Annotated in this window: 22 protein-coding genes and 2 tRNA genes; 8 read left to right on the forward strand and 16 right to left on the reverse strand. The window is 51.0% G+C overall.

Annotated elements, in window-relative coordinates; all coding sequences use genetic code 11:
• Nucleotides 1-85: 85 nt before the first annotated feature.
• The 6 genes from odhB to sdhC form a co-directional block, all read right to left on the reverse strand.
• Nucleotides 86-1,639 (reverse strand): 2-oxoglutarate dehydrogenase complex dihydrolipoyllysine-residue succinyltransferase, encoded by a 1,554-nt coding sequence (gene odhB / locus HVE01_RS04265; protein WP_146942603.1) that lies wholly within the window; start codon nucleotides 1,637-1,639, stop codon nucleotides 86-88.
• A 38-nt stretch (nucleotides 1,640-1,677) separates the two neighbouring features.
• Nucleotides 1,678-4,512, reverse strand: a complete 2,835-nt coding sequence (locus tag HVE01_RS04270; RefSeq protein ID WP_125753477.1) for a 2-oxoglutarate dehydrogenase E1 component — start codon at nucleotides 4,510-4,512, stop codon at nucleotides 1,678-1,680.
• A 434-nt stretch (nucleotides 4,513-4,946) separates the two neighbouring features.
• The gene (locus tag HVE01_RS04275) at nucleotides 4,947-5,657 is read right to left on the reverse strand and encodes a succinate dehydrogenase iron-sulfur subunit (RefSeq protein ID WP_125746479.1); all 711 of its coding nucleotides are present in this window, start codon (nucleotides 5,655-5,657) and stop codon (nucleotides 4,947-4,949) included.
• Between the two features lie 27 nt (nucleotides 5,658-5,684).
• Nucleotides 5,685-7,457, reverse strand: coding sequence for a succinate dehydrogenase flavoprotein subunit (gene sdhA, locus HVE01_RS04280; protein WP_146942605.1), 1,773 nt, complete (start codon nucleotides 7,455-7,457; stop codon nucleotides 5,685-5,687).
• A gap of 3 nt (nucleotides 7,458-7,460) precedes the next feature.
• Nucleotides 7,461-7,808, reverse strand: a complete 348-nt coding sequence (sdhD, locus tag HVE01_RS04285; protein WP_038482412.1) for a succinate dehydrogenase, hydrophobic membrane anchor protein — start codon at nucleotides 7,806-7,808, stop codon at nucleotides 7,461-7,463.
• Nucleotides 7,802-8,179: a succinate dehydrogenase, cytochrome b556 subunit gene (sdhC, locus tag HVE01_RS04290; RefSeq protein WP_171880175.1), complete on the reverse strand. Its 378-nt coding sequence runs from the start codon at nucleotides 8,177-8,179 to the stop codon at nucleotides 7,802-7,804. Before sdhC ends, sdhD begins: the two co-directional genes overlap by 7 nt.
• Nucleotides 8,180-8,665: 486 nt before the next feature.
• Between sdhC and gltA the strand changes: the two genes are divergently transcribed.
• Together gltA and HVE01_RS04300 are read left to right on the forward strand one after the other, a co-directional pair.
• Nucleotides 8,666-9,952, forward strand: coding sequence for a citrate synthase (gene gltA / locus HVE01_RS04295; RefSeq protein WP_083002030.1), 1,287 nt, complete (start codon nucleotides 8,666-8,668; stop codon nucleotides 9,950-9,952).
• 141 nt (nucleotides 9,953-10,093) lie between these two features.
• Entirely contained in the window at nucleotides 10,094-10,975 is an 882-nt protein-coding gene (locus HVE01_RS04300) for an NAD(P)-dependent oxidoreductase (RefSeq protein ID WP_125746473.1), read from the forward strand.
• A gap of 420 nt (nucleotides 10,976-11,395) precedes the next feature.
• Here the strand turns inward: HVE01_RS04300 and HVE01_RS04305 are convergent.
• From HVE01_RS04305 to gltX, 3 genes are all read right to left on the reverse strand, one after another.
• Nucleotides 11,396-11,471: transfer RNA gene (locus HVE01_RS04305), tRNA-Glu, on the reverse strand.
• 81 nt (nucleotides 11,472-11,552) lie between these two features.
• Nucleotides 11,553-11,628, reverse strand: a tRNA-Ala gene (locus HVE01_RS04310).
• A gap of 197 nt (nucleotides 11,629-11,825) precedes the next feature.
• Nucleotides 11,826-13,304, reverse strand: a complete 1,479-nt coding sequence (gene gltX / locus HVE01_RS04315) for a glutamate--tRNA ligase (protein WP_146942607.1) — start codon at nucleotides 13,302-13,304, stop codon at nucleotides 11,826-11,828.
• A 284-nt stretch (nucleotides 13,305-13,588) separates the two neighbouring features.
• Here gltX and HVE01_RS04320 point away from each other — a divergent pair, with 284 nt between their 5' ends.
• A complete protein-coding gene (locus HVE01_RS04320; RefSeq protein ID WP_038482396.1) occupies nucleotides 13,589-14,113 on the forward strand; it encodes a helix-turn-helix domain-containing protein in 525 nt (174 codons plus the stop codon).
• A gap of 24 nt (nucleotides 14,114-14,137) precedes the next feature.
• Here HVE01_RS04320 and HVE01_RS04325 read toward each other — a convergent pair whose 3' ends face one another.
• On the reverse strand, nucleotides 14,138-14,719 hold the full coding sequence (locus tag HVE01_RS04325) for a hypothetical protein (RefSeq protein ID WP_146942609.1): 582 nt from the start codon (nucleotides 14,717-14,719) through the stop codon (nucleotides 14,138-14,140).
• Nucleotides 14,720-15,005: 286 nt separating this feature from the next.
• Between HVE01_RS04325 and dusA the strand changes: the two genes are divergently transcribed.
• Nucleotides 15,006-16,034 (forward strand): tRNA dihydrouridine(20/20a) synthase DusA, encoded by a 1,029-nt coding sequence (gene dusA / locus HVE01_RS04330; protein ID WP_146942611.1) that lies wholly within the window; start codon nucleotides 15,006-15,008, stop codon nucleotides 16,032-16,034.
• A 196-nt stretch (nucleotides 16,035-16,230) separates the two neighbouring features.
• Here dusA and HVE01_RS04335 read toward each other — a convergent pair whose 3' ends face one another.
• From HVE01_RS04335 to HVE01_RS04350, 4 genes are all read right to left on the reverse strand, one after another.
• A complete protein-coding gene (locus tag HVE01_RS04335) occupies nucleotides 16,231-16,599 on the reverse strand; it encodes a hypothetical protein (protein WP_146942613.1) in 369 nt (122 codons plus the stop codon).
• 75 nt (nucleotides 16,600-16,674) lie between these two features.
• A complete protein-coding gene (locus HVE01_RS04340) occupies nucleotides 16,675-18,342 on the reverse strand; it encodes a phosphoethanolamine transferase (protein WP_125746353.1) in 1,668 nt (555 codons plus the stop codon).
• Nucleotides 18,343-18,366: 24 nt separating this feature from the next.
• On the reverse strand, nucleotides 18,367-19,053 hold the full coding sequence (locus tag HVE01_RS04345; RefSeq protein ID WP_146942615.1) for a phosphatase PAP2 family protein: 687 nt from the start codon (nucleotides 19,051-19,053) through the stop codon (nucleotides 18,367-18,369).
• Nucleotides 19,035-19,412: a diacylglycerol kinase gene (locus HVE01_RS04350; protein ID WP_213017505.1), complete on the reverse strand. Its 378-nt coding sequence runs from the start codon at nucleotides 19,410-19,412 to the stop codon at nucleotides 19,035-19,037. The genes HVE01_RS04345 and HVE01_RS04350 overlap by 19 nt, the downstream gene beginning before the upstream one ends.
• 245 nt (nucleotides 19,413-19,657) lie before the next feature.
• On the opposite strand from HVE01_RS04350, the gene HVE01_RS04355 reads away from it, so the two are divergent.
• Nucleotides 19,658-20,320, forward strand: a complete 663-nt coding sequence (locus tag HVE01_RS04355; protein ID WP_125746349.1) for a response regulator — start codon at nucleotides 19,658-19,660, stop codon at nucleotides 20,318-20,320.
• A complete protein-coding gene (locus tag HVE01_RS04360) occupies nucleotides 20,317-21,729 on the forward strand; it encodes an ATP-binding protein (protein ID WP_146942617.1) in 1,413 nt (470 codons plus the stop codon). The genes HVE01_RS04355 and HVE01_RS04360 overlap by 4 nt, the downstream gene beginning before the upstream one ends.
• 92 nt (nucleotides 21,730-21,821) lie before the next feature.
• Here HVE01_RS04360 and HVE01_RS04365 read toward each other — a convergent pair whose 3' ends face one another.
• Nucleotides 21,822-22,853 carry a succinylglutamate desuccinylase/aspartoacylase family protein gene (locus HVE01_RS04365; protein WP_095602439.1) on the reverse strand — a complete coding sequence of 344 codons (1,032 nt, stop codon included), beginning with the start codon at nucleotides 22,851-22,853 and terminating at the stop codon, nucleotides 21,822-21,824.
• A 207-nt stretch (nucleotides 22,854-23,060) separates the two neighbouring features.
• Here HVE01_RS04365 and HVE01_RS04370 point away from each other — a divergent pair, with 207 nt between their 5' ends.
• Nucleotides 23,061-23,672, forward strand: a complete 612-nt coding sequence (locus HVE01_RS04370) for a TetR family transcriptional regulator (RefSeq protein WP_125746345.1) — start codon at nucleotides 23,061-23,063, stop codon at nucleotides 23,670-23,672.
• Between the two features lie 62 nt (nucleotides 23,673-23,734).
• Nucleotides 23,735-24,667, forward strand: a complete 933-nt coding sequence (locus HVE01_RS04375; protein WP_146942619.1) for an alpha/beta fold hydrolase — start codon at nucleotides 23,735-23,737, stop codon at nucleotides 24,665-24,667.
• Nucleotides 24,668-24,696: 29 nt separating this feature from the next.
• Here HVE01_RS04375 and HVE01_RS04380 read toward each other — a convergent pair whose 3' ends face one another.
• Nucleotides 24,697-25,371 (reverse strand): hypothetical protein, encoded by a 675-nt coding sequence (locus tag HVE01_RS04380; protein WP_125753471.1) that lies wholly within the window; start codon nucleotides 25,369-25,371, stop codon nucleotides 24,697-24,699.
• Nucleotides 25,372-25,478: the final 107 nt, after the last annotated feature.

Below are 25,478 nucleotides of genomic sequence, written 5' to 3' on the forward strand. Positions count from 1 at the left end.
CCGTTTGAGCTTAAAACGAGCAGGAGGCAAGGTGCGATTGCATTAGAACGCTAATACAGCAGAGGAGGCGGATCAACGCGCTCCGTTATACGTCCAGCAGCAAGCGAGCCGGGTCTTCCAGCAGCTCTTTAATAGTAACCAAGAATCGTACCGCATCTTTACCATCAATCATGCGGTGGTCGTAGGACAGCGCCAGATACATCATCGGGCGAATCTCGACCTTACCATTCACAGCCATTGGACGATCCTGGATTTTATGCATACCCAGGATAGCGGTTTGAGGTGGATTGATAATCGGGGTCGACATCAAAGAACCAAAGGTACCGCCGTTAGTGATAGTGAAAGTACCGCCGATCATGTCATCCATGCCCAGCTTACCGTCACGACCACGCTTACCGAAATCAACAATGGTGCGCTCAACGTCGGCAATTTTCATGCTATCGGTATCACGTAGCACCGGTACAACCAGGCCACGATCCGTTGATACCGCAACGCCGATATCTTGATAACCGTGGTAAACGATATCGGTACCATCGATAGAGGCGTTAACATCCGGGAAGCGCTTGAGTGCTTCAGAAGCCGCTTTTACAAAGAAGCCCATAAAGCCCAGTTTAATATCGTGGGTTTTCTGGAACGTCTCTTTGTACTGCGCACGAAGCGCCATGATTTCAGTCATGTCCACTTCGTTATAAGTGGTCAGCATGGCAGCCGTTTGCTGTGCCTGAACCAGACGCTTAGCAATGGTTTGACGCAGACGCGTCATCGGGACGCGCTTCTCAACGCGATCACCTTCCACTGCCGGTGCGGCGGCAGCTGCTTTCGCCGGCGCTGAAGATTTCGCTGCTTTTTTGGCAGACCCATCTTTCACGGCTTTTTGCACGTCTTCTTTCAAGATGCGGCCACCTTTGCCGGTGCCCTCAATCTTGGCGACATCCAGATCATGCTCAGCAACCATCTTGCGTGCTGCCGGCGCGAGGATCTTATCGCCGACCTTCTCATCAGCGCCCTCATCATCGCTACCCGCAGCGCTTGAAGCAGAGGCACTGCTGCTCTCTTCACCGGCGCCACCAGCACCTTCGGTAAAGATGGCCAGCACCGCTTCGGACTCAACCTGGCTGCCTTCTTCGGCCTTAATTTCTGCCAGTGCGCCATCGGCAGGTGCAACAACTTCGAGCACAACTTTGTCGGTTTCGATATCGGCTAACACTTCATCGCGCTTAACCGCTTCACCTACTTTCTTGTGCCATGTTGCCACGGTGCCTTCCTGGATAGACTCAGGGAAGCTTGGGGCTTTTACGTCATGTTGCTTACCACCGCCGTTACCGCCGCTGGCTTTTTTCTCTGCAGACGCTTTAGCGCTAGCACCGTCAGAAGATTTTTCTTCTTTACCGCTAGACGCGCTGCCTTCACCGATTTTGCCTAACACCTGCTCTGACTCAACGGTATCGCCTTCTTCTGCCATCACGTCAGTCAGGGTACCCGCTTCCGGCGCGACGACTTCTAGCACCACTTTGTCGGTTTCGATCTCAACAATCAGCTCGTCACGTTCGACGCTGTCACCCGGCTTTTTATGCCACGCAGCCACAGTGCCTTCGGCAACGGATTCCGGAAAGGTTGGCGCTTTGATATCAGTAGCCATGTCGTTTCCCTTATATGTTCTCTAAACCCGGTGGGCGCTTATAGGTTAAAAGCGTCTTCCACCAGCTGGCGCTGCTGTTCAGTGTGGACGGACATATAGCCCGCTGCCGGTGCGGCAGAGGCAGGACGTCCTGCAAATTTCAAATCACGTCCGAGGCCATCTTTCAGCATATCGGCTACGGCGCGCATGTGGTGCTGACTTGAGTACCAAGCGCCCTGGTTTAGCGGCTCTTCCTGGCACCACACGATGTCTTCCACATTGGCATACGCCTGGAGCACTTCCAAAAGTTCTTCTTTCGGGAAGGGGTAGAGTTGCTCAAGACGAATAATCGCCGTGTCATCACGTTCGTTTTCAGCACGCCAGTTGGCTAGGTCGTAGTACACCTTACCGGCACACATGATAACGCGAGTCACCTTTTCTGCCTCAAGATTCGCCTGATCCGGTAACACCATGTAGAACTTGCCGTGAGCGAGGTCTTCTAGGCTAGATACCGCTTCTTTATGACGCAGTAGCGACTTCGGCGACATGATGACTAGCGGTTTACGTAACGGACGAATGACTTGACGTCGCAGCAGATGGTAAATCTGTGCGGGGGTTGTCGGCACACATACCTGCATGTTGTGTTCGGCACACAGCTGCAAGAAGCGCTCTAACCGCGCGGAGGAGTGCTCTGGCCCCTGGCCTTCATAGCCATGTGGCAACAGCATGGTCAGTCCACACAGCCGCCCCCATTTGGTCTCACCAGAAGAGATAAACTGGTCAACCACGACTTGGGCACCGTTGAAGAAGTCACCAAACTGGGCTTCCCAAATGACTAAGTCACCGGGTGCTGTCGTCGAGTAGCCGTACTCAAAAGCCAGCACAGCCTCTTCCGATAAGAAAGAGTCGTGAATGGTAAAGCGCGGTTGACCGTCTGACATATTCTGCAGCGGAACGTACGTCGAACCATCTTTCTGGTTATGAATAACCGCATGACGGTGAGAGAACGTTCCACGACCAACATCCTGACCGGTAATACGAATCGGATGCCCCTGATCAAGCAGCGTGGCATACGCTAGCGTTTCAGCGAAGCCCCAGTTAAGCCCCATGCCGCCCGCCTGCATTTTGCGACGGTCTTCATAGATTTTAGCGACTTGGCGCTGTACTGCGACGCCATCAGGAATCTCGCACATTCTCGCGGCCAGCTGCTGCAAACGCTTCATATCGAAGGTAGTGTCTGCATCACCGGTCCACTCATGCCCCAGATAGGGAGCCCAATCCACAAATAGTGATGTATTAGGCTCCTGCACCAAGGCATTGGCTACGTGATTGCCTGCCACAAGATCATCGCGGTAGGTTTCAACCATTGCCTTAGCGTCTTCTTCGGACAATACGCCCTGCTCAACCAGACGCTTTGCATAGAGTGAACGCGAAGAAGGGTGATCTTTAATCTTGGCATACATCATCGGTTGGGTACCCGATGGCTCGTCGGCCTCGTTGTGGCCGCGGCGACGGTAGCACACCAGATCAATAACAACGTCTTTCTTAAACTGTTGACGGTAATCCAATGCCACTTGAGTCGCATGGATAACCGCATCAGGATCATCGCCGTTAACATGGAAAATCGGCGCCTGAACCATCTTAGCAATGTCAGTACAGTATTCGGTGGATCGCGCGTCCAAGGGGTTCGAGGTCGTAAAGCCCACTTGGTTGTTAATCACGATGTGTACTGTGCCACCGGTTTTGTAGGCACGGGTTTGAGACATCTGGAATGTCTCCATAACCACGCCCTGACCAGCAAACGCTGCATCACCATGAACGTTGATTGGCAGTACTTTACTGCCCTCTTCATCATTGCGGCGATCTTGACGTGCGCGTACTGAGCCTTCTACTACTGGCGCAACAATTTCCAAATGCGACGGGTTAAACGACATTGCCAAGTGAACTTCGCCACCTGGCGACATGACGTTAGAGCTGAAGCCTTGGTGATACTTCACATCACCAGAACCACGCTCGATCACCTTTTTACCGTCGAACTCGTCGATCAATTCAGCGGGGTTTTTCCCCAGAATATTAACCAACAGGTTCAAACGGCCACGGTGAGCCATGCCAATAACAACTTCTTTAGTGCCATAGCCGCCGGAGCGCTGAATCAACTCGTCCATCATCGGGACAAATGACTCACCACCTTCAAGACCGAAGCGTTTGGTACCTGGATATTTAGACGCTAAATAATTTTCCAAACCTTCGGCAGCGGTAAGGCGCTCAAGCACATGCTTACGCACATCGTCGCTGAATTTCGGCGCACTGCGCACCGATTCAAAACGCCGTTGCAACCAACGTTTCTCTTCGGTATCGACAATGTGCATGATCTCGCAACCGATAGAGCGACAATAGGTCTGCTCCAGCGCATCAACAATGTCACGCAGCGGCGCTTTATCAATACCTAGAAAAAACGAACCGGTCTGGAACTCGGTGTCAAGATCAGCTTTGGAAAGCTGATGAAATGACAGATCGAGATCTGGGACGGGGGTGGGATTACGCAGCCCTAGCGGGTCGATATTGGCCTTCTGATGGCCACGAAAGCGGTAGGCGTTAATCAGCTGCAGGACCTTCACCTGCTTTTTATTCTCACCGCCATCGGAGGCGGCGGCTACTCTGCCTGGGCGACTTTCACGACCCAGTTGGTAGAACTGATCACGAGTGGGGCTTAGTGGAACATCGTGGGAGGCACTGCCCTCAGAACGAGGCAACTGATCAAAATAGCTGCGCCATTCATCTGAGACAGAATCAGGATCGGCGAGGTACTGCTCATAAAGCGCTTCCACGTAGTGGACATTGCCACCACTAACGTGAGAGGAACGCCACATCAACTCCATTATGCCTTGTTGCATCTCTCGGTCACCCTGCACTGATGGGGTGGTATCGGTATCGCTGCAATCGCGCAACGACATCGCTATTGCCCTGCCGGCGGGGCGGGACATATGCCGGCGGCGCCGACCGGAGGTCGGAAGCCCTATTCATACTAGCTGTAAGTACTACATTTTCACTACATACCACTTCAGTACGCTCTATCTCACTGCGCACTATTATACCTTCGTCTACTTACTACGTTAATACAAAGGCTTCTTTTATCTAGTCATGCTCAATCAGTTCATGCTCAAAAGCCGGTACTTGTGGCACCGGCTTTTAAACTTGACTGGTTAGGTGGTGCGACGCGTCGCCGCACCACCTAACGCCCCTATGATAACAAGCGAAGCGCTACGATTTAAGTGGCTTTATGCAGCAACTTACGTAGCGATCGCATTTTTTTCATAGGATTAGGCGTTTACGTCGCATCAGCCAACAACATTTCACGAATTTTACCAATTGCACGGGTCGGATTTAGTCCTTTTGGACACACCGCAACGCAATTCATAATACCGCGGCAACGGAACACGGAGAACGGATCTTCCAGACTGGTTAGGCGCTCGCGAGTCGCTGTGTCACGTGTATCCGCAAGAAAGCGATAAGACTGAAGCAAACCAGCCGGCCCGACAAATTTGTCTGGATTCCACCAGAACGATGGGCATGACGTAGAGCAGCATGCACAAAGAATACACTCGTACAGGCCATCTAGCTTGTCGCGCTCTTCTGGTGACTGCAGGCGCTCAATCGCTGGCGCAGGCTCATCGTTCTGCAAGTACGGCTGAATGCGCTCGTACTGCTTATAGAACAGCCCCATATCCACAACCATATCGCGGATAACCGGCAGACCCGGCAATGGGCGCAAGGTCAGTTTATTGCCTTTAACGACATCTGACAGCGGCGTAATACATGCCAAGCCGTTTTTACCGTTCATGTTCATGCCATCGGAACCGCATACGCCCTCGCGGCAGCTGCGACGGTACGCAAGACCACTATCCTGCTCTTTCATCAGATGCAGAACATCCAATACCATCAGATCACGGCCTTTGGTATCGACCTGGAACTCCTGCATATAAGGCGCGGAGTCGGTTTCCGGATTGTAGCGGTATACGGATACCTGAAGGTTAGACATGGTGACTCCCTCTCGTCAGTGCAGAGATTAGTAGGTGCGAACCTTAGGCTCGAATGTATCAACAGTTTTCGGCTTGAAGTTGACGTCGCGCTTCTTCAGCTCTTTCGTGGCCGGGAAGTAAAGCGAGTGCTTCAGCCAGTTGACATCATCACGGTCAGGATAGTCGTAGCGCGAGTGCGCACCACGGCTCTCTTTACGCTCAAGGGCAGCAATCGCCGTTGCTTCTGCCACTTCCATTAGGTTATCAAGCTCTAAAGCTTCAACACGCGCCGTGTTGAAAGCATTGGACTTGTCAGGCAGGTGCGCATTAGCAATACGGCTGCGCAGATCGGCCAGCTTTTTGACACCTTCCTGCATATTCTTCTCTTCGCGGAATACACCGAAAGAGGTCTGCATGATGTCTTGAAGCTCAGCTTTAAGCTCAGGAATGCTCTCACCACCATCCGATTCATTCCAGCGCGTAATACGTTTCATCGCTGATTCGATATCAGATTCAGAAGCATCCAGGTAATCAATACCTTCGTTCAGCGCGCCTTCAATAAACATACCCGCTGCACGACCGAAGACCACCAGATCCAGCAGCGAGTTACCGCCCAAGCGGTTAGCACCGTGAACCGATACACACGCCGCTTCACCACAGGCAAACAAACCGTTAACGATATGATCGTTGCCGCTTTCGTCCTGGGTAATTGCCTGACCATGAATATTGGTCGGGATACCGCCCATCATATAGTGGCAAGTCGGCACGACAGGAATCGGATCTTTAGCAGGGTCAACGTGAGCAAACGTTTTCGACAGCTCAACGATACCCGGCAGGCGCTTACCAAGAACTTCTTCACCCAAGTGATCAAGCTTCAAGAAAACGTGATCGCCCTTCTCACCACAACCACGACCTTCCAGAATTTCCATAACCATTGAGCGTGCAACAACGTCACGGCCTGCCAAATCTTTGGCGTTCGGCGCATAACGCTCCATGAAGCGCTCACCATCTTTATTGATCAGGTAACCACCTTCACCACGGCAACCTTCAGTGACCAGCGTACCCGCACCATAAATACCGGTCGGATGGAACTGCCACATTTCCATGTCCTGCATCGGGAAGCCAGCACGTAACGCCATGCCAATACCATCGCCAGTATTGATCAAGGCATTAGTAGTAGAGGCGTAGATACGACCTGCACCACCCGTGGCCAGAACAGTCGCTTTCGATTTAACGTGGACAACTTCGCCAGTTTCGATGCACATGGCGATACAGCCAACCACATCACCGTTGCTGTTTTTCACCAGATCTACCGCGTACCACTCATTCAAGAACGTGGTGTTGTTCTTGAGGTTGTTTTGGTAAAGCGTGTGAAGCAGTGCGTGGCCAGTACGGTCAGCGGCTGCGCAGGTACGTGCCGCCTGACCGCCTTCGCCGAAGTTTTTCGACTGACCACCAAATGGACGCTGATAAATACGACCATTATCAAAGCGCGAGAACGGCAGCCCCATGTGCTCAAGTTCAAACACCGCTTTCGGGCCTTCTGAACACATGTACTCAGCTGCGTCCTGGTCGGCAATGTAGTCGCCGCCCTTAACAGTGTCGTACATGTGCCAGCGCCAGTCATCGTTCGGGTCTGACGATGCAATGGCACAAGTAATACCACCCTGGGCAGAAACCGTGTGAGAGCGTGTCGGGAACACTTTGGACAGTACGGCTGTCTTTTTACCAGATTTGGCAAGCTCTAAAGCAGCACGCAAGCCAGAGCCACCGCCACCGATGATAATGGCGTCAAATGTCAGGCTACGAAGGTTAGACATGTATCAAGCTCCCCACAGAATTTGAATGCCCCACACCAGATATACGAAGATGGCCAGAATAATCAGAGTCTGGGCACCCACGCGCAGGCGAGTGGACTTGAGATAATCGGTGGTGACCGTCCACAAACCGATCCAGGCGTGCGCTGCAATGGAAACAAATGCGAGCAGCGAGAAAATACGCATCCAAGTTTGATCGAACAGTCCACTCCAAGCGTAGTAATCCAGATTAGGATTGAGCAGCAGGTAGGCGACGATAAAGACGGTATATACAGCCAGGATTACCGCTGAAACGCGCTGCATTAGCCAATCGGATAATCCGCTACGGCCAAAACTTGTGATGTTGGTTACCATACCCAAACTCCTGCCAGGATGATCAGAACGACACTGACGACAACAGTGATTTGTGCTTTTTTCACGCCACCTTCTAGGGTCACGCCGATATCCGCATCCATCAACAGGTGTTTAATGCCTGCTACAAAATGGAATGCCAATGCGGATAACAATCCCCAGGCAATGAACTTGGCGAAAAAGTTATTGGCCAATGCGTTGCTGACGGCATCAAAGCCAGCCGGAGACGATAGTGATTTACCCAGCGCCCAAAAAGCGAAGATCAGGCCAACGAAGAGGATGACACCCGTAATACGGTGTGTAATCGACGTTAGCGCCGGTAGTGGGAAATGTATCGTAGTAAGGTCTAAGTTTACGGGTCGTTTGCTATTCACGGCGTTATACACACTCTCTTGGCCCGCTCTGCGACAGGTCGGGCATGGCCCGAGCGGGCAGTGGTTGCTGGAAGGGGCTCGGCCGTTGCCAAGTCGAGCACGACCTCCTACCTGCCGGTCGCGCGCCGTGGATTATAAGAACCTTCGCCCCTGCTGACAAACCGAACTCAAGCTTAACTCGACTATGGTGCAAGAAAAATGAGGTCAACCTGAGTCGATTTTGCGTTGCAGCATGGTTATAGTGACAGGAGATTGATGGTTTGATAAGTCCGTAAACGTGTCGTCAACCCCCTGACGCCTCTACCACGAACTCCACACTTATCATATACAAAGCTCATCCAATACAACAACAGCTGTACAAGGATACCTAGCGCTTAGGCTAATTGACAAAATGTCGCACACTTCTATAGTAGGCGAGCCTTTTCGCCGGCGCGGTATGCGAAACAACGACATTACGTCCCAAACCGAATTCGAAAGGAGGCCAGCATGGCTGACAGGAAAGCGACATTGACGGTAGACGGTCTAGAAAAATCGATCGAACTACCCATGTATTCCGGCACACTTGGCCCCGACGTCATCGACGTACGCGGCTTAGGTGCTGAAGGCCTGTTTACCTACGATCCCGGCTTCATGGCCACCTCTTCCTGCCAGTCCGCTATCACTTATATTGATGGTGGCAAGGGCGTGCTGCTACACCGCGGCTACCCCATCGACCAACTGGCCAAAGAGTCTAACTTTGTCGAGGTATGCTACACCCTACTGTTCGGTGAGCTGCCTAACGATGAACAGTATGCAGATTTCGAGTCGCGCATTCGTAACCACACCATGGTGCACGACCAGATCAACAATTTCTTCAAAGGGTTCCGCCGCGATGCGCACCCAATGTCTATTCTTTGTGGCGTCGTTGGCGGCCTAGCTGCTTTCTACCATGACCACATGGACATCACCCAAGAAGAAGATCGCGTGATCAGCGCTATTCGCCTCATTGCAAAAATGCCGACCCTGGCCGCAATGTCGCACAAGTATAATGTTGGCCAGCCGTTCAACTACCCCCGCAACGACCTGAGCTATGCAGAAAACTTCCTCTACATGATGTTCAGCAACCCGTGCGAAGAGTACAAAATCAATCCGGTATACGCGAAAGCCATGGACCGCATCTTTATGTTGCACGCGGATCATGAGCAAAACGCTTCGACCTCTACGGTACGCTTAGCAGGCTCAACCGGCGCCAACCCCTTTGCCTGTATCAGTGCCGGTATTGCGGCACTTTGGGGACCTGCACACGGCGGCGCCAACGAAGCCGTACTGAATATGCTTGATGAAATTGGCGACGACTCTGAAGAAAATATTCAGCGATTTGTCGACAAAGCCAAAGACAAAGATGACCCCTTCAAGCTGATGGGCTTTGGTCACCGCGTATATCGCAACTTTGACCCGCGCGCCAAAGTAATGAAAGAGACTTGTGATGAAGTTCTTGCTGAGCTTGGCTTAGCTGACGACCCGCAGCTCAAAATCGCTAAGCGACTGGAGCAAATCGCCCTTGAAGATGAGTACTTCATTGAGCGTAAGCTGTATCCAAACGTCGACTTCTACTCAGGCATCATTCTCAAAGCCATGGGTATACCGACCAATATGTTTACCGTTATTTTCGCGGTATCCCGCACCATTGGCTGGATCTCTCACTGGCATGAAATGCTCAGCGAAAGCTACAAAATTGGCCGTCCGCGCCAGCTGTATATTGGCCACGACATGCGCGATTATCCTAAAAAATAACGCCACGGTAACAGCGTAGCGTCACTAGGATAATAAAAGGCCACCCACGGGTGGCCTTTTGCTTATCGTAAATTCTTTTTTATTACTCTACACAAAATATTCCACACCCCTAACACTCACCACACACCCACAAGGTGCTCTATGCGAACCATCACTACTGTTGCTTTTATCGGCCTGGGCGTTATGGGCTACCCCATGGCAGGCCATCTTGCCAAACAAGGCCTCACAACGCGTGTTTACAACCGTACAAGCAGTAAAGCAGATGCCTGGGCAAACGAGTTTGGCGGCACAGCACATGCCACCCCCAAAGAAGCCGCTGACGGCGCTGACTTGGTTTTAATATGCGTAGGTAATGATGACGACGTCAGGCAAGTGACCACCGGTACCGACGGCGTGCTGAGCAGCATGGCAACCGGCACCTATCTCATCGATCACACCACTGCCTCCGCAGACCTTGCCCTGGAGCTCGATATTACCTGTCGCAATCAAGGCGTGGCCTTTTTAGATGCCCCTGTCTCTGGCGGACAGCAAGGAGCCGAAAATGGCGCCCTAACAATTATGTGTGGCGGTGAACAGGCACACTTTGATGCTGTTCACCCCATCCTTAATCACTACGCTCGTGCCGTCACACTAATGGGCGGTGCTAGCAGTGGCCAGCTTACTAAAATGGTCAACCAAATTTGTATTGCTGGCTTAGTGCAAGGTCTTGCCGAAGGCCTCCACTTCGCTGAACAAGCAGGGCTGGATCAACAACAGGTAATTGATGTGGTGTCCAAGGGTGCCGCTGGCTCATGGCAGATGGAAAACCGCCACAAAACGATGATTGCCGATGAGTACAATCACGGCTTTGCAGTAGACTGGATGCGCAAAGATTTAGGCATCTGTTTAGAGCAGGCTCGTCGACTGAGCGCCACACTCCCCGTCACCGCCCTGGTTGATCAATTTTATGCTGATGTGCAGCGCATGGATGGCGGACGCTGGGACACTTCGTCGCTTTTGAAGCGCCTACAAAAGCCAGAATAATGCTTGACTTTTAAGCGCCTCGATCTTGAAAAGGGTTTTCCACACTATCTGTGGATAACCCTGTTCACAACCACTACAAAACGTCCCACAATCGCCATGAACAGTGACCCAGCCTTAAATTGATCATTTTTTAACCTAGCATAACTTATTGATTTAAATGAAATAATTCTAAATCACTGATTTTTTGAGACAACAACCCAGGGTTGTGCACAACCCCTTTCACAAACTTGCAAAAGTGGACAAGTCAAGCACAAAATCGCCAAAAAACGATCGAAATGGGAATTATTTCAGCCAGCAGCGAGAATAATGGGGACGCAAAAAACGACAGATGAGTAACCTCATTGCCTTTGGTTAAAATGCGTATTGTGAAGAATATTCACTGACAATAAGTCAGCAAATAAATTCTGAGGAATCAGGAGGTGGCGTCCCATAGGGGGTTCGAACCCCTGTTACCGCCGTGAAAGGGCGGTGTCCTAGACCACTAGACGAATGGGACGTTATTAACCTAAAAGATACGGCCTTGAGACGCTATATTGAAAACCTTGTATTGGAAATTAACAACCAGAGTTTTCGATATTGGTGGAGCCTAGCGGGATCGAACCGCTGACCTCAACACTGCCAGTGTTGCGCTCTCCCAGCTGAGCTAAGGCCCCACATGTCTCGAAGACGGAGCGTATGTTACTGATTACGCCCGTCTTCGTCAAGCCTTTCAAGCGGTGAAAACGCCAAATTCCTGATCAACAAGAAAGAGACGCATTCTAGCGCCCTTTTAAGCACTCTTTTCAAATACTCGCATTACAGGCGCCTTTAGAAAGCTCGCTAGTGCAAAGCCCAAAAATCAACTAAGCACCTAGAGATCACGGAACTCTTTTTCAAAGCGTTTGGTTTGCTTTTTCGAAACACCGCCTAGCACCTCAATGGCACTACGGAGTCGTGCTCGCGTCACGTCGGAACCTAAGATCGCCATGGCATCCATTACAGAGGTACTCGAGGCACTGCCCGTAATGGCAATAAAGACAGGCGCGAGGAAAGCCTTCATCTTAATATCAAAATGCTCAGCAAGCAGCTTAACTTCCGCCAAGAGCACTTCCTTCGTCCACGCAGGAACGGCCTCAAAACGCCATACCAAGAATTGTAGCAGCTTAACCAACTCTTCCTTCTCAAGCTTCACGCTATCGAAGTCGTTTTCCGTTAGCACAGGCAGCCCAGAAAAGAAGTGCCCCGCCAGCGGAATGACTTGAGACAGAGTTTCCACACGTGGGCGCACCTGAGGAAGTATTTGCTTCACGTACTCCTCATTGAACGCCCATTCCCGAAGCGCCTGAAGTAGCGCATCGTCATCTAAGTCTTCACGAATATAAACGCCGTTCAACCAGGTCAATTTTTCCAAATCAAACACCGGCCCACCTAACGATACTCGCTGAATATCAAACTCAACCATCATATCTGACAGGCTAAACTTCTCACGCTCGTCAGGCATCGACCAACCCATACGGCCTAAGTAATTAGTGACTGCCTGAGGCAAGAACCCCATGCGCCGATAATAGTTAATCGACGTTGGGTTTTTGCGCTTGGACAACTTGGACTTATCGGGATTACGCAGCAACGGCATATGGCACAACTGCGGCATTTCCCAGCCGAAGTATTCATAAAGTAGCTGATGCTTAGGCGCTGAATTAATCCACTCTTCACCGCGCAGCACATGGGTAATGTTCATTAGGTGATCATCAACCACGTTGGCCAGATGATAAGTAGGCATGCCATCCGACTTCAGCAGAATTTGAGCATCAACTTGCGCCCATTCAACTTCGATTGTGCCGCGCAACATATCGTTAACCACACAAACGCCGGTGCTCGGCACCTTCATGCGAACGACATAAGGCCAACCTTCCTGCTCACGACGAGCTTGCTCATCTTCGCTCAACGCTAAGTCAACGGGTTTCAAGGCCAAATGCATACCGGCTGCTTTGCGAGCTTCCCGCAGTTCATCCAACTCTTCACTGGTGCGGTAACACTTGAAAGCATGCCCTGCATCCATCAGCTGCTGGGCGTACTGAGCGTAGATATCACCTCGCTCGCTTTGCCGATACGGGCCGTGAGGACCGCCAATATCTGGGCCCTCATCCCACTCCAGCCCAAGCCAACGTAACGAATCTAAAATCATCTGTTCTGATTCAGCGGTAGACCGAACCCGATCGGTGTCTTCAATGCGCAGAATGAACTGGCCACCATGCTGACGCGCAAAACAGAGATTAAACAGCGCAATATAGGCAGTACCTACATGCGGATCACCCGTTGGAGAAGGCGCGATACGAGTACGAACGGTCATCAAAATGTCCTTTTGGCAATAGAGCGTCTCGGCATTATACGCACCCTGAAGGCAACCAGCAGTACCTTGCAGGGAACGAGTTTGACTTAAAAGCGTCTGATCAGAGGTTGGAGGCTCATTGATAGGAAGATGCGCGTTAAAGCACAATCGCTTAGTATGGCGCTGCCCCTATGATTCATGTTCATACTCGAAAGCGCCTCGCGATTTTTAGTATGCACTGAGCGCCGCCGATAGGGTGGAAGCACACTCAACGAGCTTGTTTAGCTCATCGATAGGAAAATGAAATGGAATCGCTAGGCTCACGTATAAAGCAACTGCGGCTTCGGGCCAAGCTCAACAAAGCTGCCCTCGCACGCAAAGTAGGCGTATCAGATGTCACCATTTCTTACTGGGAATCCGGTGCTATCAAACAAATCGGCCACGAACGCCTCGTTGCGCTCGCCGACGCCCTTGATTGCTCTTTGGCAACCCTGCTGGAAGGTGACAGCGCTGCTCCTCTGTTAACCCTGACACATACTGGTCCCCTCCCCTGGGAACAGGTTCAGGCAACTATGATGACGGTGCCACACCATCTGCCGCTAAAGATTGATTGGAAAGCTCCCTGCATAATGGCAACCCCCGGCCAAGAAACGGATTTCTCACCGGTGTCAGCAGGCGACTTAGTGCTATTAGGGCCTACCCATGTGTTCCACAAAGCTGGTCATTATCTGATCCAGCAAGAGCAAGGTTATGTTATTGAGCATTTTGCTAAAGCGCCCAGTGACACCACCATACATGCGGTACTGCTAGCACACTGGTCTCCTGCCTAAAGCATCTTTATCTCCCCCCACGTCCTACATTTCTTCAACCACATCCACCTGGTCGCGCGTACGTCTTGGTTCACTGCCCACTAAGAAACTGCGCGAGTAGGTGGCAACCTGCCCTAATCCATGGCGAGTTTGGCTAACCAGCTCGCCAGCCAAGTGCTCTCCTTCACTGCCAATGCGCGCCTGAACCTCTTCTGGCTGCACAGCTGCTTCTGAAAGCTGGACCGTCACAATATAGCGCCCATCCGGTAGACCACTGCCAGAACCAAAGGGGCCAGCATTAAATTTCTCGTGCAAAACACGGGTACGCTCCTGCCAGCGCACGCGACTTATCTCTCGTTCAATGGTTACCTGAATAAGAGCGCCGTCCGGCAGGTTGGTTTCGCCGTCTACCATTAAGCGACGATCGGAGCGCAGAGAGGCGCTAGCCGAAATGGCTACAACGAGAGGTTCAACCACCTCCTGTGGCTCGGCGCTTTGTTGTGGGCTAGGCATTTCAACGACTGACTCAGGCGACTCTGGGGGCAAATCCTCCTCCTGACTACCACAGCCAGCCAACAGCAGCACGCTCACCAACACTAAACGGATACCACCTAGTGTCTTATCCATAGAGACTCCTCAACAACGAAATATCAGCTTACCACTGCCCAGCCCTATTCACATTGAGTTAGACCGCAAAAGAGTAGTTCTTTTGCCTGCCCGCTACCCACCAAAACACCGAGCTTTGAAATAGCAATATTTACCCCCTACCTTTGCCGACGTCCACCTTAACAATTGTGCAACGTCTGCTTTGTACTCAAACCCGCTTTTTGCGTACAATCGCTCGCCAACGACTCCCCCGCTGCAAAGCAATTACCCCAGGCTTATACCGCATCGTATGATGCAAGTGATTGATATGACTAAAGCTAGCCCAGCAGACGCTGCTCGTCTGTTTTCTGTGGCCCCGATGATGGATTGGACAACGCGCGACTACCGCGCGTTTGCACGCACGTTAACCAGGCGGACATTGCTGTATACCGAGATGGTGACCACCGGTGCCATTTTGCACGGGTCGCCCCGTGAGCGCTTTTTAGGCTATAGCGATGTAGAGCATCCGATTGCGTTGCAGTTGGGTGGCAGCGATGCGGGAGAGCTGGCCGAGTGTGCAGCTATTGCCGAGGCGTGGGGTTACGACGAGGTCAATCTTAATGTCGGCTGCCCCAGCGACCGGGTGCAGAACAATATGATTGGCGCTTGTTTGATGGGCCACCCTGAAAAAGTGGCGGCGGCAGTGGAAGCTATGCAGGCGGCAGTGTCGATTCCGGTCACGGTGAAGTGCCGTATCGGGATTGACGATCAGGATGAAGATGCTGACTTGGCGCGGTTTATTGAGATCGTAGCGAATGCTGGTTGCAACGTCTTTACCGTTCACGCGCGCAAGGCGTGGCTACAAGGTTTGTCGCCTAAGCAGAACCGTGATGTACCGCCACTAAACTACCCCCGGGTACACCGCCTGAAACAGAGCCATCCAGAGCTGCATATCGGTATTAATGGGGGGATCAAAACCCTTGCCGAGTGCAAAGCACAGCTTGAGCACGTAGACAGTGTGATGGTGGGTCGCGAGGCGTATCAGAACCCGTGGCTACTCGCCGGGGTCGATGAGCAGCTGTTTGGTGAAGCAGGGCCTGCGCGCACGCGTTTGGAAGCGGCTAACGCATTTCGACCGTATATTCAGCAGCGGTTAGATGAAGGAGCCAAGCTGAATCATATTACCCGCCATTTGCTGGGGTTATTTCAGGGCTGTCCCGGTGGCAGACGCTTCCGTCGTCACCTGTCTGAGCACGCGCATAAAGAGGACGCGGGCCTGCGCCTTTTCGATGAGGCACTTAGCTTAGTTCGCGAACCCCAAACAGAGGCCCAGGAAGCACTACAATCCGCGACCTAGCTCGACGGTGGGCGGCATGTTTAGACGACGCCTAGCGGCTAGGGCACGCTAGGCGTAAAACGCCACCATGTGTTTGCGTCCGGACAACAGCTTACCAACGTCGATAGATAGGCAGTCTTTGTGGTACCTGACCTTGGTTAAATCGAAAGGACTGTGGGTGCGGTATTTTTTTGCATCATCATACACATTAATCTTATTAACCCAATAAATATAAAATTACTAATGTTCCAACCCCAGCTATTCCTAATGCACCGAGAGTATCTATCAAATCACTTTCAACCATTTTTAATACATTGAAAGAACCATAGCGTTCAAGCAACTTTGAAATACCATTCGACGTTATACTGAATATGGCAATAATGATCTCGATTTTTTCTATTCCCATTAACCACAGCAGAGTCGCTAGCAAAGTAATTAAAACAACACTGGCTCTAAAGGAAAGCCATTTAGCAGAACTTATAGATGCATTGACACCACCTATCAAGCCCTCCTCTGTTGTCATTTTTGTAGGTAGAAACCGTCCCCAAAAACCTTGGTTAGAGTCCAACAGATGCGATAAAACCATGTGCACACACCAGAATAGTTGAGCAGAGTGAAAAACAGCTTGCCATGTAATACTTAACGATCAGTTAAACATTCATTAATTGACGCGGCTCTGGCACAGTTGGCTAATATCTTCTGCCTGCTGATAAACGTCCGTTGTTATGTCAAGCAAACCCAGTACGCTGTGAAATAAGTTATCGTGCGAGGCGGCTTGATCAGAGATTTGTCGTAGGCAGTCCGTATCAAGCCCTTGCTGCTGTGAAAATGAGCTCGACAGCCACCAAACCATAGGCACATGCGTCTGTTCGTCGGGGGCAATGGCGTAGGGAATACCGTGCAAATAAAGCCCTTTTTCGCCTAGTGATTCACCATGATCAGAGAGATAGACCATCGCTGTTGCGTATTCATCCTGATGCTTTAGCGTCTCAATCACCTGATCCAACACAGTGTCGGTATATAGAATGGCATTGTCGTAGCTGTTGGTAATGGCATCTCTTGAACACTTGGCTAAATCAGCGGTAGTACAAGCGGGAACAAAACGTTCGTAGCCATCAGGATAGCGTTGGTAATAGCTGGGGCCATGGTTGCCTAGCTGGTGCAACACGACCACCTGATCAGTTGAGGTACCACTAATTTGCGTGGTTAAAGCTTGAACCAGTGCCTCATCCAAGCATCGCCCATCTTGGCACAAAGACGCATAGTCCTCTGGCGCAAGCGCTTTTGTCGTCACTCCCTCGCAGACGCCTTTACAGCCTGACTGGTTATCAAGCCAGGTGACCTCTAAACCGGCGTGGGCTAATACGTCCAGCAACGATTCATGCTGCTGTGCATAAGATTTAGTGTAATCGGCACGCCCCGGTAGTGAAAACATGCAGGGTAATGAGACTGCTGTGCTTGTACCGCATGAGGAAACATCTGAAAAATTGATAACGCCAGGCTGCTGGGCAAGTTTAGGTGTGGTTTGGCGTTCATAACCATTTAACCCCCAGTTCGACGCCCGTACCGTTTCGCCCACCACAATGACGAGTAATGTAGGTTTGTCGCCCACTTGCGAACTGATACGGGCGTCCTCCCCCACAGGAGAACGCACCATATTCGCGGTAGCGTGCTGGCTGGAAAGAGCCTGCGCCATCGAAACAATATAATTACCTGGGGTCACCAAGTAGCGAAGCTCTTTATTGTTGCGCATGAGTGACGATAATTCTTGATAAGATAAGAAGATCGCCAATAGCAATATAGCAGTGCAGGCAAGACAATAAGCCAAGCGACGCAATATTGCTTTCTGCCAAGTTGAAGGTGTTATTTTAACTCGCCAAATCATGACGGTAGGCAAACCAAAAAAGATCGCCAAATGAATCAGCAAACCAACTGTGAGCAGTTCCTGTGCTTCGTTAGTGTCCGTTTGAAGGACATTTTCTAGCATGGAGGTATCAAAATAGGTGCCGTAGTAACTGGTAAAGTAACTGACGAAGGCTGCAATTAGAAATAGCAAGGTTAACAAGGGTTTTACTAGCGTTCGCAAAGCAAGGCTAACGAAGACCAAATAGTTAAGGCAGGTCATCACCAAAAACATATTGGCAAAGGTTAGCCACGTCTTGGCGACAAAAGGGTCATAGCCAGCAAAGGCCTGTTGCCAAAAAGGGACATTGTAAAAAACACTGAATATGACAACACTCCATAAGACAAGCAGCTCCGTGCTTAACGTGGGACGATAATGCCAAACGGTGTCAACAACTTTTGAAGGCAATGATAGCAAAGAGGGCATCGAAAGAATCTCTGTATGAAAAGATTAATGAACACTGGGGCGTAATAAGAACCTTGAAAGAACAAAACTTACGGTCCAACAAATCATGACGGTCCAGAGGTCATGGGAGAGAAAGTGCGCCCCACGAAACTGCTGAGTGATTCCAAACGTAAGGCCAAGCCCTAAACCCAGTGCGAGCCCTGCCCATCGCCATTGGGGCCGTATGGCGGCAAAAAAGAAGTAGCTGGCTATCCACGTGTATCCTGCGCTGGCATGCCCGGCGGGAAAGCAGGCGGACGCTGGCATTGAGGGAGGCCGCATGCTTAACAAGCCTATAAAGTCACGCGCTCCACCATAGCGAACTAAATCCCAGGGGCATTCCATGCTCACCAGGTGTTTAATAGTTGCTACAAGTAGCGCTGAAAGAAGCGTTGCGGAAAAAAGATAAAATAGCGGCGTGCGATATGTTTTAAGACAAGTCACCGTGGTGCTTAGTATCAATAGTAGGAGAGTGGCTAACCCCATAGCCAAGCTTAGCCATTTACCGCCTTTATGGAGAACAGCTTGGGTAAGATAAGTATCTTTCCATGCCCAAGCATTACCTTGAAGGTGATAGATAAAATCAGTTATCTTGAAGTCTATTTTTAAACTACCAAAAACCGACATAGCGATTAAAAATAAGATCCATACGGATGCTACAGGCTTGATAACATTTAGTTGATCAGCACGCATAGCCATACACCCATCATCATAAAAATAGTCATCATGACGGCGGCAGCTCCCATGTCTTTAGCACGCCCGCTAAGTTCGTTATTTTCTAGTCCGATACGGTCAATTGTACTTTCTATGGCGGAGTTAATAAGTTCCACTATCACGACAAGGGTGAGTGAAGAAAACAACAGCGCTTTTTCTACAGAAGTGGCATTAACAAAAAATATAAAAGGGTAGAGAATGAGACAGAGCATCACCTCTTGTCTAAAGGCAGATTCATTTACCCAGCAAGACTTTAAACCCGACACTGCATTTATAGAGGCGCGAAAGATTCGTTTAAAACCCGCACCATTGCGTTTTGATGTAGTTGAGATAGGCAAGACAGTACACTCGATAACGTAATAGTAGCGTCACTATAAAGTGCGAAACTTAACGAACAGTTATGCCGTTAATTCAGTCGCTAGAACATAAACACCCATCACTGAGTGGTGGTATTACCCACTGTGTGGGTTGGCTCACTGGCTGAATTCAGATGAGTGTGCTATTTGGAAAGTAAGTTACCGTATTTAAGGAAAGCTTAAGTTTTGGTAGCGAAGATCACAGTTTGTCGATTGAGGGGATCAGCATGCGCGCACTGCTAATAGAAGATGACCCCTTGCTTGGGGATGGCATTAAGACGGCGCTAGAGCGTGAGGGCTATACGGTCGATTGGTTTATGCTTGGCCGCGAGGCAATCAGCGCTATCGGCAGCGAGACCTTCAGTGTGATTATTTTGGATCTTGGGTTGCCCGATATGGACGGTATGCAGGTACTGCATTTACTCCGGCAGCAGTCTACTCTACCTATTTTGATTTTGACGGCTCGCGATGCGATGGAAGATCGCATTGGCGGTTTAGATGCGGGAGCGGATGACTATGTGCTCAAGCCGTTTAACTTGCAGGAGTTACTCGCCCGTTTGCGGGTCGTAATGCGGCGCGCTGAGGGGCGTGCCTCGCAAATATTAACGCTGGGTGCACTGAGCATTGATGAAGCTCGCCATACAGTGAGCTGGCGGGGCAAAGACGTAAAATTGGGCCGACGCGAGTATGCCCTATTGCTAGAGCTAGCTAGACACCCGGACAGGGTGCTATCTCGCCCTCGTTTAGAAAGTTTGCTTTACGGCTGGGGCGAAGAAGTGGAGTCCAATACGGTGGAGGTTCACATTCATCATCTGCGTAAAAAACTTGAAAAGCATCTGATTATTAACGTGCGTGGGATTGGCTACCGGCTGGATAGCCAGGCGCAATGAGATCGATACGGCATTATCTGCTTCGCACGCTAGCCATTGCCATGGTTGTCGCCGGGGGTGTTGCGGTTACCGCGGCTTATTTAATTACCGATCATGAGCTAGAGGAGATTCTCGATACACAGCTCAGTCTGCATAGCCGGATTGTGGCTGGCCAGCTCGATCCCAACGCGACCCTTGACGACTATGCTCGTCTGGCTTCACGTATGGGTCTTCCTGAACATCCAGCTCAGCTATATCGCGACGGTAACGCAGTGCCTGTGAGTCGCTCTGAATCAAGCCCTAAGCTTTACCACGAAGAAGAGCTTAAATTAGTCCTGGGCTTTTGGAATGCCGATGGCTCACCCAGGCTGCTAGGAGGCAAATGGAGTGATGCAGGCCCTTTCCCCGCGCCTTCAGAAGAGGGTTTTCGCTGGGCAAAATACGATGGCCATCGTTGGCGGGTTTTCAGCATGTTCGATACTGCCAGCGATACCTGGATCAGCATGGGGCTGCGAGGCTCGTTTCATGATGCAGTGGTGGAGCGCATTACCTGGAACAATTTGTTGCCCATGCTGCTGTTGCTGCCACTCCTGCTTTGGCTGATGAGTCGTATTATCCAACGTGGCATTGCGCCCATCCAAGCGCTTTCCAGCCAAGTACAAGGCCGCTCCGCCCACGACCTGCGTAAAATTGATAATCCGGTTCCTCAAGAGCTTAATGGGTTACGCCAATCACTAAACGACTTTATCGCCCGGTTGAAAGAAACCTTAGAGCGCGAGCGACGCTTCACTGCAGATGCAGCCCATGAGTTACGCACGCCGTTAGCAGCGCTGAGAATCCACTTAGATAATGCGCAGGCAGGCGGAGAGCAATCATTACAAAAGGCTTATGTCGGGGTTGAACGGCTTCAGCGGGTGGTAGAACAACTGCTTATTTTGGCTCGATTGGACCAAGTGACCACAATCTCATCAGCCACTATCGACCTCTATCCGATTATTGCCGAATTGGTAGCCGAGCTGTGGCCACTCGCTGAAGAGCGCAATCAGCACTTGAGGCTAATAGGCTTAACCCACCTGGAGGTTTGCGCCGACGAAATTGAGGTGGGAATTCTCTTCCGTAACCTGCTGGATAACGCCCTGCGCTATACCCCGCAAGGCGGTCAAGTGGAAGTAGAATTAGCGCTTTGGGAGGGGTTGCCTCAACTCACAGTGAGAGACACGGGCCCAGGACTCCCCGAAGCACTTTTGAATAAAGTCACTGAGCGTTTTAGGCGCGCTGCTGGCCAAGGTACCACTGGTAGCGGATTGGGTTTATCGATTGTTTCGGAGTTGGCTCAGCGCCAAAAAGCGCGCCTTACACTTAGTAATCGCACACCCAACGGACTAGCGGCAAGTGTGACGTGGGAGCAAAACCAACATCAAGATAGTTAATTAGCTTCAACATAGTGATTGTCACCAACTCCAAACACTAAATAATACGTACCAAGCACTAAGTAATACGTACCAAGCGCTATAGCCGAGTGTCAATACATCGCATCAGGCTGAGGCGTTAGGCTTGATTGAAAATTCTCAATCGCCGTCTCAGCTTCTTCAATTTCATCAAAACGGGCGATGTGATAAAGCGCTTCACCTTCATTTGCTAGTGGCAAGCGGCTCATACCAATAACAATACCGTCAGCCATAGAGAGCACTTCACCTTCATCATTGCCGAAGGGGTCTGCTACTTTACCGAGCACCTCGCCTTTTGCTACTCGAGCCCCCAGACGCACCTTAGGACGCAAAATGCCATCAATGGGCGCCCTCGCCCAGCTGGAGCCATTGGCAAGTTCAGCAGGCATTGGCGAGCGGCGACGCTGCTCGCCGGTCAGCATACCTAAACGGCGCATCACGCGTAATACGCCACGCACCCCGGGGGCAATTGCCCACTCATCAAAACGTAGCGCCTCACCAGCTTCATAAGTAAGCACCGGAATACCACGGTTCTGAGCATAGTGGCGCAGGCTACCTTCGCGAAGCTCTGCATTGAGTACCACAGGGGCACCAAACGCATCGGCCATGCGCTCAGTTTCACTGCCTGGCTGTAGCTGAGCACGAATTTGCGGAAGATTGGTGCGATGAATAGCACCCGTATGCAAGTCGATAATATGCGTGGCGTGATCGACAATTTCATCGCGAAATAGCGCCGCAATACGCCCGCCTAACGAGCCTTTTTCGCTACCCGGAAAGCAACGGTTCAAATCGCGGCGATCTGGCAAATAGCGCGTTTGCTGTAAAAAACCGAAAACATTAACGACGGGTACCGCAATTAACGTGCCACGCAAGCTATTGATTGCTTTGGAACGCAGCAGTCGACGCACAATCTCGACTCCATTAATTTCATCGCCATGAATCCCTCCACACACCAGCATGACCGGGCCATCTTTACGCCCATGCACGACTTCGACCGGAATATGCAGCTGCGTGTGGGTATACAGGCGTGCCACAGGCACATCAATTTGTAAGCGTTGGCCAGGCATTACAGTGCGCCCAGCCAGGGTAAAAGGTGCTCGCGCCATGCTGAGAGTCCTATAGCGTACAATAACGTTTTCGTTTCAAAACAGCGTTTCTAAATAAATCTTATACGCTTTTTACTGGCAAATGACGAATTTGTTAATCCACGTTATGAGCTAAAGCAATTAACCATACAGTTTTGAATGTAAAAAGTGGTGCACATAAGATAAAATGGGCGTATCACGTGTCAATTACTGAGGTTACGTTTTTATATGGCAAGAAAAACCAAAGCGGAGGCTGCTGCGACTCGCGAAGCGCTGTTGGATGCGGCTGAAGAGGTGTTTTTCGCAAAAGGCGTAGCTCGCACATCGCTGGAGCAAATTGCTCGTCACGCCGACCTGACGCGCGGTGCTGTTTACTGGCATTTTAAAAATAAAGGCGACCTTTTTATGGCGCTAGTGGAGCGTGTGCGCATGCCCTTCCAGTCACTAATGGAAGAGGTAAATAACGCCGACCCGACCATCTCACCACTAACGGCTATACAACTTGCCTGCTATGCCGGCTTAAACCGCATGGAACAGCCATCTCATCAGCGAATTTTATCGATTCTTTTGCACCGCTGTGAATTCTTTAGCGATATTAACCCGATTAAAATGCAAGACGAGATCGCAGACGAGTGTTTTGATGAAATGCTGTCGGTATTTCAATTGGCCCAACAGCAGCAATTGCTACGCGATGATCTAACCCCTGAGGTGGCAACGCGGCTTATGCAGGCGGCACTGGGGGGCTTATTTCATGATTGGTTGCGAAATCCAGAGTCTTTTTCGTTGTGCGAACGGGGCGGTGAACTCATCGATACATTAATCACCATGATGAAGCGCTAACCATCTCGCTGCAACGCAGCAATACACCTATACTGAGCAAATCGTCAGCATAGGATAATTTTATGGATGCTCTTGAATTTGTTCGTATCCGCGAACTTGATATCGCTGTGCGCATTTGGAATCCCGATGCACCCCGCACGCTGCTGGCATGGCATGGTCTTGCGCGCCACGGCGGTGATTTTGAAGCCCTAGCCCGTCAGCTGGGCAGCGAATGGCGTATTCTTGCACCAGATACACCTGGTCGCGGCCTTTCCAGCTGGTCACTGTTTCCTGCCCACGACTATCTCTACAGCTACTACATGACTATCGCGATAGGCGTCCTGGATCATTTCCAATTAAACCAGGTCGACTGGCTGGGCACTTCCATGGGCGGGCTATTGGGCATGCTGCTGGCTGCTGACAAAACACATCAACAGCGGATTTCTAGACTTATCCTGAACGATGTTGGGCCTGAGTTGAATAAAGACGGCCTAATCGCGCTTTCCAGTTATTTCAGCCTAACCCACCGCTTTACGAACTTTGCAGACCTACAAAAAGAGCTGACACAGCACTACGCAAGCTTTGGAATTACCACTGATGATGAATGGCGAGCGCTGGCATTGGGAAGCGCGCGGCGACTACCTGATGGTAGCTGGACCTACCACTTCGACCCCCGTATTGGCGAGCAATTCATCCATGATACACCGCGAGATACATGGGCAGATTGGGCGAACATTGACTGCCCTGTGATGGTAATTCGAGGCGCCGAGTCAACGTTACTGGATGCCGAAACGCTGCCACGCATGAAAGCAGTGCAACCCGGCTTAGTCACGTTCACCGCCCCAGGCTGTGGCCATGCCCCTATGCTGAACCATCCTGAGCAAGTAACACCGCTTCGTCAGTTTCTCGACACCCCACTCAGCGCCTTCCCCCGCAGCAAACCAACAACCGCCACCACTACTTCGCACCCTATTGGCCAATGGCTTATTAAGCAGTGGCGGCGCCTATTTGGCTAAACAATACGTTGGCTAAACAACACTCGCCACTAGGTGGAATAGCCGTTTGAATGATGCTTGCGGCGCAAGCGAAGCTTATTCACGCGAACCCGCGTATCAAGATACTGTTGCTCAAGCACACTGCGGTACGCACCTTCGCTGGCAAGATATTTCACAAGCACCCGGCGCTCGCCAGCTTGCGGGCAGTCCCCCGCTTTGCAATGCAATTTAACGGCGCTGCCGGGCTCATTCTCCAGCTGAGCAGATGCGTATTCATCATTCTGGCGCTCTGAAACAACGACCGTAGCGCCCAATAAGCAGCGGCGATTGAATGGCTGATAGCGATGAAGCGCGCGTTGTAATGAATGGCACACGGCTGCCGCAATCGGCGATGCAACTGCAAATGCAATCCACAGCACGAGCACGCCGACAGGCACCCTCAACATCCCCAACGATAGCCAGCGGAGGGCTAATAGCTCAATAGCCAGCGAAATAACACTCGCAAAAAGCACTAAAAAGCTTAACGCAAGCGTGGCAGGTACACCTGCAAAGCCTAAAGACACCAGTGTGCTGGCCATATGATCGTCGCGCAGACTATCGCGCTCAAATAGCTCCAGCGGCGCAAGTCTGATTAACACCAGCAGCCAGTAGAGCGCTATCAAAGCCAACAAGAAGGTAAAAACAATTGTTGGAAATTGCAGTACGGCGGAAACAAGTGATTGCATCATGGCGTGCTCTCCTCCAGACAAAGCCTGGTGATGTTTTCGCTTGACGTTATATTTATTAGCACAAGCTAAAAACAGGGTCTCTTTTAGCGTAGACCACCTTACGC

The organism is Vreelandella venusta (assembly GCF_007989605.1).
GTDB lineage: Bacteria > Pseudomonadota > Gammaproteobacteria > Pseudomonadales > Halomonadaceae > Vreelandella > Vreelandella venusta.